We start from the raw sequence: 1,461 nt of genomic DNA, 5'->3' as shown, positions 1-1,461 counted from the left end.
GGGGGGGTGCCCCTATGTCTTTCGTCAAGCGTTAGGGGCTGACTTGGGTTGGTAAATGGTGCCGTCGCGCAGCATGGCGAACAGGACGTCGCAGCGTCGCCGTGCCAGCGCGATGAGCGCTTGGTTGTGGCGTTTGCCCTGCTGGACCTTGCGTGCGTAATAGCTCCGTGAGATGGGGTCTCGCAAGGCCGCAAAGGCGGATAGGAACAAGGCTCGCTTGAGCACCTTGTTGCCGCGTCTGGATGGATGCTCGCCACGTATCGATGAACCTGAGCGCCGGGTGACCGGCGCGAGGCCAGCGTAGGCCGCCAAGTGGGCGGCCGAAGCGAAGGCTTTATGAGCGACTTCGGTCAGGAGTCTGGCGGCGGTCCTGACGCCGACTCCCGGCATGCTGGTCAGGACTGGCCAAAGAGGGTGAGCAAGCACCAGCCGTTCAACTTCGGCGGCGATTTCGTCGCGCTGCTTGCGCAAGGCAGCAAGCTGCTGGGCCAAGCGCGGCATGACGATGGTGGCAGCTTGCGTGCCGGGGACGATCACGGCCTGTTCACTCAGTGCTTGAACGATTTCGGTTGCAAGGCTCTTGCCCATACGGGGCGCGAGCTTGGTCAGGCGGTTGGCGAGCGTCTTCTCGCTGGTTGCTGCAAGCGCGGCTGGCGACGGGTAGCGCTCGAGCAGATCTAGCACGGCCGGATGGTCAAGGCGTGGTCCGAGAACGCGCTCGAGCGCGGGATGGATCTGGGTAAGCAGGCCGCGAATGCGGTTGCTGGTTTGGGTGACTTGGGCGGCTAGATCATCGTCGAAGCCGCACAGCATCGTGAGCTCGGCGAGTTGCTCGTCAGCCAATCGAAGCGAGCGCAGCGTATGCGGCATCGAGCGAGCGGCTTCGGCAATGATCGCAGCATCGCGGGCATCGGTCTTGGCTTCGCCGGCATGCAGGTCGGCGATGCGACGCATGGCCAGCCCTGGCAGATAGGCGACCAGCACGCCTTCATCGCGGGCGACGGCTACCGGAAGCGCACCAATGGTGGACGGTTGGTCGACGACGAACAGGAGCCGGCCGTGAGTCTTGAGTTCGGCAATGAGGGCGCGCAGCTTGGCCTCGTCATTGGGAAGCGCCTTGTTGTACAGACGCTTGCCATTCCGAGCGAGTGCGACGGCGTGATGCTGGCCTTTGCCGACATCGACGCCGACGAAGACATCGACGGCGTCATGTTGTTGAGTGTCTTGCATCGAAGTGTGAGCAGAGTGAACGGATTGGCCTGCAACAACGGTGGCAAGTCTCGGCATCCACGTTACGGACGGCGTCGGGAAATCCCAGCCAAACCCCTATCAGCGATCACCAGCCACCCACCAGGCCCGGTGACAGCACCCCCCGGATCATTGAAGCGACTGGGGGCGGGAATCATGCCGGGCCTGGCTGGCCAAATCCCCGATTATCGGGGAGCGAAGATAGTAACGGGG

General features: G+C 63.4%; 1 protein-coding gene. It reads right to left on the bottom strand.

All coding sequences use genetic code 11. The features are described 5' to 3' along the window. Positions 1 to 24 precede the first annotated feature (24 nt). Positions 25 to 1,230 (bottom strand): IS110 family transposase, encoded by a 1,206-nt coding sequence (locus DID96_RS37675; RefSeq protein ID WP_185732503.1) that lies wholly within the window; start codon positions 1,228 to 1,230, stop codon positions 25 to 27. Positions 1,231 to 1,461: the final 231 nt, after the last annotated feature.

The organism is Burkholderia sp. Bp8963 (assembly GCF_003854275.1).
Lineage (GTDB): Bacteria > Pseudomonadota > Gammaproteobacteria > Burkholderiales > Burkholderiaceae > Burkholderia.
This window is presented reverse-complemented; position numbering and strand designations above follow the sequence as displayed.